The 8,001-nt window shown below is 63.2% G+C and carries 8 protein-coding genes and 1 pseudogene; 3 read left to right on the top strand and 6 right to left on the bottom strand.

Translation table 11 applies throughout. The annotated features are described in order from the left end of the window. The first annotated feature begins 136 nt into the window (after positions 1 to 136). Positions 137 to 607, top strand: a complete 471-nt coding sequence (locus VFP86_12965) for a hypothetical protein (GenBank protein ID HET9000550.1) — start codon at positions 137 to 139, stop codon at positions 605 to 607. Between the two features lie 16 nt (positions 608 to 623). Here the strand turns inward: VFP86_12965 and VFP86_12960 are convergent, their stop codons facing one another. From VFP86_12960 to VFP86_12935, 6 genes and pseudogenes are all read right to left on the bottom strand, one after another. Then, entirely contained in the window at positions 624 to 1,295 is a 672-nt protein-coding gene (locus tag VFP86_12960) for a hypothetical protein (protein HET9000549.1), read from the bottom strand. A 60-nt stretch (positions 1,296 to 1,355) separates the two neighbouring features. Next, positions 1,356 to 1,970, bottom strand: coding sequence for a hypothetical protein (locus tag VFP86_12955; GenBank protein ID HET9000548.1), 615 nt, complete (start codon positions 1,968 to 1,970; stop codon positions 1,356 to 1,358). 165 nt (positions 1,971 to 2,135) lie between these two features. Then, a complete protein-coding gene (locus VFP86_12950; GenBank protein HET9000547.1) occupies positions 2,136 to 2,942 on the bottom strand; it encodes a hypothetical protein in 807 nt (268 codons plus the stop codon). A gap of 685 nt (positions 2,943 to 3,627) precedes the next feature. Continuing rightward, positions 3,628 to 4,206 carry a nucleotide disphospho-sugar-binding domain-containing protein gene (locus VFP86_12945; GenBank protein HET9000546.1) on the bottom strand — a complete coding sequence of 193 codons (579 nt, stop codon included), beginning with the start codon at positions 4,204 to 4,206 and terminating at the stop codon, positions 3,628 to 3,630. 586 nt (positions 4,207 to 4,792) lie between these two features. Then, positions 4,793 to 5,155 (bottom strand): type II toxin-antitoxin system VapC family toxin, encoded by a 363-nt coding sequence (locus VFP86_12940; GenBank protein ID HET9000545.1) that lies wholly within the window; start codon positions 5,153 to 5,155, stop codon positions 4,793 to 4,795. Then, positions 5,152 to 5,351: pseudogene (locus VFP86_12935) on the bottom strand (type II toxin-antitoxin system VapB family antitoxin). Before VFP86_12935 ends, VFP86_12940 begins: the two are co-directional and overlap by 4 nt. A 263-nt stretch (positions 5,352 to 5,614) precedes the next feature. Here VFP86_12935 and VFP86_12930 point away from each other — a divergent pair. Continuing rightward, positions 5,615 to 6,952, top strand: a complete 1,338-nt coding sequence (locus VFP86_12930; protein HET9000544.1) for a cytochrome ubiquinol oxidase subunit I — start codon at positions 5,615 to 5,617, stop codon at positions 6,950 to 6,952. Between the two features lie 13 nt (positions 6,953 to 6,965). After that, the gene (gene cydB / locus VFP86_12925) at positions 6,966 to 7,982 is read left to right on the top strand and encodes a cytochrome d ubiquinol oxidase subunit II (GenBank protein ID HET9000543.1); all 1,017 of its coding nucleotides are present in this window, start codon (positions 6,966 to 6,968) and stop codon (positions 7,980 to 7,982) included. The last annotated feature ends 19 nt before the right edge of the window (positions 7,983 to 8,001 follow it).

Below are 8,001 nucleotides of genomic sequence, written 5' to 3'. Positions count from 1 at the left end.
GGCTATTATTCCCTTGAGGTAGGGATACCCATGCGCCCAGCCCTGTTAGGGGTTGCCCCGTAAAAACGACCGGCCTGCTCTTCGTGAAAAGGCATTTGGGGCATTTGTTTTGTAGAGGACTCGCTCGGAGAGTGACATGGTGGTCGTCGGACTCGCGGCCCTGCAGAGTCCCCTCATGCTTCCGGCCGGACTGGTGTTACTCGGGCGCTGGGTCTATCTGGACACGGCGGCGCGTGGAGTTCGTAATCCCATCGCCTTGGCGATCATCGTGCCGGTTAGCTGGACCTTCATGCTTCCGTTCTACCTGGCGAGGCGGCCGCTCGTGGTCGGCGAGGTCCGCACTGGAGGGACCTGGTGGAATCTCCTCCGGGCATTCGCCGCGACCTACGCCGTGGGGATTGCGCTGCTCGTTGTTCGATACTTTCGGCCGGCTCTGTTCGGTTTGGTGCGGACCATCACCGTGGGGAACAGCGCGGTCATGGCATCGTTACAGGTCGTAGGGATCGTCCTGCTGATCACATTGCCCGCCGTGCTTGCCCTCGGTGTGGGCATGCTTCTTCGGAAGCCGACCACAGAAGTGGGCCCGACCGCTTCGTGTAGGCGGTGACACCTGGTTCGATCGATTAGCCTCCCGGACAGGGAGGCAATCGAATGTCGATCTTCGCGCCGTAGTCGTAGTAGTCGATGGTGACGTCTTCCCCTCCGCCCGCCGTGACCGCGCGGCGCGGGAGGCCCGTCTTTGTCCCGACATAGAGAGTCGTCTCCCCCTTGACCGTCTGGCCCTGCGTTGTCGCCGCGTAGCGATAGGTGTACGTGCGGACCGCTGTACCCGTGATTACGGTGTCAGCCCGCCGCGACACGTCTACCGGACCCTGAATCGTTTTGGTTGGATTCCCCGGGAACTCGATAGACGGCGACCCCTGACATTGCCACGACCCGGGGCCGCCGGGTGCATTGATCCGGAAGCGCGATTGTCCGTGTACCGTAATCGTCTCCATGGAGCCGTTCCCTGCGGGGATGATCATCCTCACCGACGCGGGCGGGACCACTTCGAAGACCTTTTCGGGGGGCTGACCGGTCGCCACCCGTATGCGGTAACCGGAGAGCGTCTCGAGCTTCCTGTAGGCGTCGCCGACTTCTTTCCAAGCGCCCTGGTCCCCGGTGACGGCCGTCGCACTCTGTGCCGCAGTGGTCACCAAGACGATCGCGAGCATTGTACCCAGGACGCCGGCGACTCCAGTGGGTTTCCTTGAGCGCCACTCATCACGGGCATTCGGATCAGCGGTCACGCTCAACGTCGTCCTCCGAGAGCAGCGTGGTCCACGCATCCATCCCGCCGCAAGACGCCCCGGTCATCAATACGATGGCGAGATCACGCGGTACGCGCCGATGACGGTGTGCGACCCCGCGGCGATCTCGACCCTGACGACTTCGCCCGGCCGCACGCGTGTATACAAGTCCCGGCCAACTTCCACGCTACGGCCGTTGACGACGAAGTAGTACTGGGGCGCGGAGCGCGTGCCGTGCTGGATCCATTTCCGCGTGATCTGGCCTTGGTACACCGCATGCGGGAGGAGGAGATCCTCAGCACTGAGCCAGAGCATGTTCAGCCCGAACCCACCAAAGGACAGCGCGATGATGCCCAAGATGATGGGGCTATTATGTAGTTGCCGCTGACTGCGATAATTGTCGGGAAGAGGACGGCCTTCGAGGATCCTGACCGCTTTCCATGCGGCAAACGCGCCGAGGAGGGACAACCAGATCCCCAGCACGACCTGCCGGTGGAGCAAGAGTTCGGTGGCGACGGTGCCCACTGCGACGACGATGAACTGGGGGATCACGAACAATCCTGCGCCGACGAGGAGCAGGCCAAGATGCCGGTCACGGTCGGGCAGACGGCGCCACAGGAGGCAGCAGACGACGCCGGCCCCGAGCGATGGAAAGAACAGGATCCGTACGGCATCAGCCATGCAGTCGGTCATCCTCCCGACGTGGAATGGGCTCGCGATGGCCTTCCGCAGTGATGTATGCCCTGCCCGGCCCTCTGGAAGACGCCTGCGGCGAAGCGTTCTCGATCCCCTGCCCTCCCTCACCCCGCCTGGGTCTGCCTCCCATCCGAATCTGGACTCCAGCCGTCAAGGGTTCCTCACAAAACCGTGCGTTTTCCCGCCGACGTCCCGAAAGTCGCCGACGATCACCCCGTCGTCATTGATGCTGTGGGCCTCAGTGCGGGTCGCGCCCGGCGCATCAATGACGGTGGAGACGCCGTCAGCATCGCGTACGAATCCGTGCCACGTGCCTCGCGCGTCCTGGAATTTCCCCACGACCCACCCGGCGTTGTTAAGACCGCTGGCCTCAGCCGCGGTCGCGCCGGGCGGATCGACTTGAGTGGCCGTGTAATCGGGATCCGGCGAGGACCCTTGCGACGTATTGGCCGACGCCTCGAACGTGAAGAAGTCGCCGGTAGCGGTGCGTAAAAAGCCATGGCTCTTGCCGTCTGCATCCTTGAAGTCTCCCACGATCAGTCCGGCACTGTTTATGCCCCTAGCGCCCGTCGCGGTCGCACCCGGGACATCGAAGCTGGTGAAGGCGCCAGTTGCGTCGCGTAAGAAAGCGTGTACCTTGCCCTGAGCGTCGCTGAAGCGTCCGACGATCTGCCCGACACTGTTGATACCCTTGACCTGCGTGTCGGTAGCCCCAGGCACATCGATGGTGGTGAAGGAGCCGGTAGCGGTGCGTATGTAGCCGTGGCTTTGGCTACGCTTATCCTGGAACCAACCCACGATCTCTCCGGTACTGTTGATACCCTCGGCATGCGTCGCGGTCGCACCGGGAACATCGATGGTCGTGAAGGACAATGAACCTGCCGCATGAATGGGTGTCGTGGTACCGGTCAGTGTGCACGCGATCACTGCCACAGTCAGAGCCACCCAACGTCTCATCCTATTTCCTCCTGGCCCTTTGAGCGGTTACGTTCGGCACGCCGTAATCATGGCGGAGCTATGTAAATCATCGAGTTGTTGGCTCTCTCGCTGTATGCCCTCAGCGATGGGGGCGCTAGACGGGCGGGCCCCCTGCTGAAGGACACGTTTGTGGTCGGACGTTGGATGAACTGGTCGCTCGTGTCTCGAAGAGGGCTGCAACTAGTGGTCAACGGCACGGTCAGTTCATTTGAGATTGAAAAACGAAGATGGCCGAGAACAGTTCATCAAGCCATAATCGGGCGGCCCCGAGACTCGGGTGCCCTACCCTCGCGCTTGCCAATCAGCAGAACGGCGCGATCACAGAGATCACGCCGACCAGGAAAACGGTGCGGCGTGTCCGTTCTTCCGTCGTTGGAGAACTCGAGGCCGAAGGCCTTGATCCGCGAGTGCGTGGTCCAGGCGACGGTCAGCGTGGAGTTGGCGGGATGCGAACCCCGGTCAGCTTGGTAACCTCGTCGGTCTTGCCCCGAGGAGACGAGTTTTTCGATCTCGATCTGCACGAACGGCGGGGGACCGTCTATTTGAAAGCCGATCACACAAAACCGTTTAGAGGACAGCATTAAGGACGTACTGCCGTTAAGGGGATAATTGCCATCTAGACTCCTAGGTGTACCCTTGGAGGAGCTGAAACATCTACTTACTCTCAACCACCTCCCTCTTTAGAGTTCTTGTCCATGAATTCCTCGATCCGCACGCACGCTGAAGCGACGGTATCTTGTCCCTGCATACGACCGGCGATCCGCGCGGCCTCTTCCTGATAGCGTGTAGTTCCCAACACTTTGCGGATGGCCGCGGAGAGTCGAGCCTCAGTGAGGTCCTGTCTCGGAATCACTTCGGCGATCCCCAAAGCGGCGGCACGGGCCGCTACGCCGGGCTGGTCGCGATCCCATGGAATCAGCACCATGGGCACGCCGTAGTAGAGACCTTTCATGACAATCCCATGTCCGGCGTGGCTGATGAGAAGGCGCGCCCGCTTCAGCACCTCAGAATGAGGCACGAACATCTCAATCCGTGCATTGGCAGGTACTTGGCCAAGCTCGTCGAGTGGATGCCCTGCGGCCAGGGTTAGAACGACGCGGATCGGAAACTCCGCCAAGGTCTGAAGTGTTGTACGCGCCAGCGTCATTTCCCCCTCCTGGGGCACCGAACTCAAAGTGACCAAGGCCCACGGAGCCCCAGGGACGTCGAGGAACGCTGGCGCCTCTCTGGACCGTTCCCACATCAAGGAGCCGACGTAATGGTGATGCGGCGGCAAGGAAGGTGGAGGCGGATCAAAGAGCGGGTCCGTCCCATGGAGGACCAGATCGGCGTCGACGACAGCCTGCATCCATTCCGCGTAGAAGTACCGCGCTCGTCCGACAAAGTCTGCCTCGAACGCGCGCATGCTGTCCAGGCCAAAGTAATAGCTCGGATTGACGAAACACCATCGGAGACCACACGCGGCTTTGGTGAGCCGGGCCAACTCCATGGTAAAGAGGTCGCTCAGGACGATCCGGGGCCGAAAATCGTTCACGAGCGAACGGACGGCCGGCAGGGATGCCTCCGCCCACGCCGCGAGCGGTGAAGGTCCTGAAGCACCCCCGGCTTGCCACCGAGCAATGAAGGTATGTAAGCTCTCCCCCGCTGGCACAACCTCCACGGCAATACCAGCCGAGGCGAAATCTCGCGCGATCGTCGCGTCGCCGTAGCATTTCACGACGTGGCCGGTCCGGTGCAGACCTACCGTGACGGCTGCAAGCGGCGGCCAACTCCCGCCGCCTATGCCCGTCGCTAGCGCGAGGATCCGCCGCGAGCACGCCATTTGTCCTTCACCACACCCTGTGACCAGCTCGCTTGTTCTTCTCTCCGTCAGCCGTGCGCACGAGGGTCCAGAGGGCGGCACTGGACAGGCGCGCAGATGCCAGCAAATGCGCATCGATCCAGCCTAGCCCTTGGCCGTACAGCCGCTCGCGCTCAACCACACGCATCACTTCCTCGTGCTCCGCGACCTCCGCCTCGGGCAAGGCCTGGAGCAGCGTCAGGACCTCTTCCCTATTGCGCAGCGTCCCGCACGCCAGCTCACCGACGACAAACGGATGGGCCAGCACCTCCGCGTTCTCCAGGAGGGATCGCAGTTTGCCGTTCCCCGCGCGAAGGTGATCGATCCAGACGGACGTGTCGACGAGGATCATGCGACGCGGCCCGGCCGACGTCGCCGGATCGCCCTCACGCCCGTCTCTGTCCCCCCGAGTCTTGCCAGTCGCCGTACACTCTCCCGGCGATCGATGCCTCCAGGCCCATGCGCACCAGCGCCGTCTTCTTGGAGACCCCGGTCAACCGGGCCGCCCGGCGGATGAGGGATGGCTCGATGTTCAAGGTCGTCAGCATATATGCATTATGATGCATAGTTTCGGCATACGTCAAGCCTCGCGCGCAAGAGCACCCACCCCGCGGACCGTGGCCACCGAGCATACTTCCCCCGAAGCAGCAGTTGGGAGTTCTCCAATGGAAGGCGTTCAGGAACCCGTAGTGGAAATTCGGTTCTATAGGCACATTTGCGCAATGCAGACGCCGGCTCCATCCCGGCCGATATTTTGCAGGCTCGTCGGGTCCGCTGCTTCACGAGGCGATAGAGTGAAGGAAGGGCCACGATGACCGACGCTGTGATCGCCGACCGGATCCAGTTCGCGTTCACCCTGATGTTCCACTACCTGTTCCCCATCCTTACCATGGGACTTGCGCCGCTCATTGTCGTCCTCAAGACGCTCCATCTCCTGCGCCGTGACGAGAAATACGCTGCGGCGGCCCGCTTCTGGACCAGGATCTTCGCCTTGAACTTCGCCGTTGGGGTGATCACGGGGATCCCAATGGAGTTCCAGTTCGGAACGAACTGGGCGCGGTTCTCGGCGTTCGCCGGTGGTGTGATCGGTCAGACGCTCGCCCTCGAGGGTATCTTTGCGTTCTTCCTGGAATCCTCATTCCTCGGGGTCTTGCTCTTCGCCGAAGAGCGCGTCCGGCCATGGGTGCACTGGCTGTCGGCCGTCCTGGTCGCCGCGGGGGCGCTACTCTCGGGCCTGTTCATTACCGCCACAAACGCCTGGATGCAGCACCCGGTCGGCTACCGCGTCGCCCCAGACGGGACGGTACAGATGGCGAACTTCTGGGCGCTCCTCGGGAACCCGTTCCTGTGGTGGCAGTACCTGCACGTCGTGAACGGCGCCATCCTGACGGCGGCGATTGTCATGGCTTCGGTGGGCGCGTACTACCTGCTCTCCGGAAAGCACACCGAATTCGGACGGCTCTCGGTCGCCCTGGGCGTCGCCGTCGGCGCGGTCTTCGCCCTGACCCAGCTCTTCCCCACGGGCGACATGGATAGCCGCAACGTCACCGCCAACCAGCCGCTCAAGCTGGCCACGATGGAGGGGCTCTTCGAGACGCGGTATGGCGCGCCGCTCGCGATCATCGGGATGCCGGACACGACGCAACGGACGCTGCTGGATCCGGTGGAGCTGCCCGAGGCGTTGAGCTTCCTCGCTTACGGGAGCTTCCGCGCCGAGGTAAAGGGACTGAACGACTACCCGCGGGATCTGTGGCCGCCGGTGCAGCTCACCTACTACGCATATCACATCATGGTAGGGCTGGGCACTATCTTCATCGCCGTCCTGACGCTGGGGATCGTCCTGTGGTGGCGCCGTGCACTGTTCACGACCAGGTGGTTCCTCTGGGTGCTCATGCTGCTGCTCCCGTTCCCCTACATCGCCAACGAGGCCGGCTGGGTCACGACCGAGGTGGGCCGCCAGCCGTGGCTCGTCTACGGGCTCCTCCGGACGGCCGCAGGCGCCTCGCCGACGGTGGTCGCAGGGGAGGCCATCTTCACGCTTCTGGGTTTCGCGGGCATGTATGCGCTGATAGGTCTCCTGTCGCTTTCCCTCGCGCTCCGCCTGGTGCTCCAGGGGCCGGAGGAGCCGGCTCCCGCAACGGGTCGATGACCCGGGTCCAGAGATGACGGCGATCTGGTTCGTGATCCTCGCGGGATTGCTGATCGGTTACGCCGTGCTCGACGGATTCGACCTTGGCGTCGGTACGCTCCACCTCTGGATCGCGCGGACGGATGAGGAGCGCCGCATCGCCCTCAACGCGATCGCCCCCGTGTGGGACGGCAACGAAGTGTGGCTCATCGCATGGGGGGCGTCGCTCTTCCTGGCGTTCCCCAGAGCGTTCGCAGTCGCGTTCAGCGGATTCTACCTGCCGCTCGTGATCGCGCTCTGGCTGCTCATGGGCCGTGGCATCGCGATCGAGTTCCGCCACCATATCGCCGATCCGCTGTGGCGGGGGGCCTGGGACGTGATCTTTTCCATCAGCAGCTTGCTGCTGACCGTGCTTTATGGCGTGGCCGTCGGGAACGTCGTGACCGGTGTCCCCATCAATGACCAGGGCTACTTTCAGGGCCTGTTCGAGTGGATGCTCAACCCGTACGCGCTGCTGATGGGGCTCTTCAGCCTGGTCATCCTGGTGATGCACGGCGCCGTCTACCTGTGCGTAAAGGCCGGAGGCGCCCTCCAGGCACGCGCCCGCGACCTCGCGGCACGCCTTTGGCTGGTTCTGGTCGCGCTGGCCTTGGCGGTCACACTCGTGACATTCGCCGCACGGCGCCAGCTGCTGCAGAACTTCGGGGCCGCGCCCGCCTTGCTGGTCGTGCCCCTGCTTGCCGCCGTGTTCCTCGTCCTCGTGCGGCGGTTCCTCCAGCGCCGCGACGATGGCTTGGCGTTCCTGTCCTCCTGCGGGCTTATCTGCGCGCTTCTCGCGTCGACAGCGATCGGCCTGTACCCGTATCTGCTGCTCTCGGAGCCACATTCCGAGCGCAGCCTAACGATTGCGAACGCCGCTGCTGCTCCCAGCGGGCTCCTTGCCGCCGCGCTGTGGATGATCCCCGGGGTGATCCTGCTCGCCATCTACCAGGGGTTCGTCTACCGGACGTTCAAGGGGAAGGTCGTGCCCGGTACGGGAGCGCACTACTGAGTCTATCCACCTGCCCCCT

The sequence above is a fragment of the bacterium genome (assembly GCA_035703895.1).
GTDB lineage: Bacteria > Sysuimicrobiota > Sysuimicrobiia > Sysuimicrobiales > Segetimicrobiaceae > Segetimicrobium.
The sequence above is the reverse complement of the archived record's forward strand: the minus strand, read 5'-3'. Positions and strand labels throughout refer to the sequence as shown.

Coding starts and splice junctions, on each gene's coding strand:
- VFP86_12945 (HET9000546.1), bottom strand. CDS start 4,206: ATGTGGGAACGGTCCAGAGAGGCGCCAGCGTTCCTCGACGTCCCTGGG.
- cydB (HET9000543.1), top strand. CDS start 6,966: ATGACGGCGATCTGGTTCGTGATCCTCGCGGGATTGCTGATCGGTTAC.
- VFP86_12950 (HET9000547.1), bottom strand. CDS start 2,942: ATGAGACGTTGGGTGGCTCTGACTGTGGCAGTGATCGCGTGCACACTG.
- VFP86_12955 (HET9000548.1), bottom strand. CDS start 1,970: ATGGCTGATGCCGTACGGATCCTGTTCTTTCCATCGCTCGGGGCCGGC.
- VFP86_12940 (HET9000545.1), bottom strand. CDS start 5,155: ATGATCCTCGTCGACACGTCCGTCTGGATCGATCACCTTCGCGCGGGG.
- VFP86_12930 (HET9000544.1), top strand. CDS start 5,615: ATGACCGACGCTGTGATCGCCGACCGGATCCAGTTCGCGTTCACCCTG.
- VFP86_12965 (HET9000550.1), top strand. CDS start 137: ATGGTGGTCGTCGGACTCGCGGCCCTGCAGAGTCCCCTCATGCTTCCG.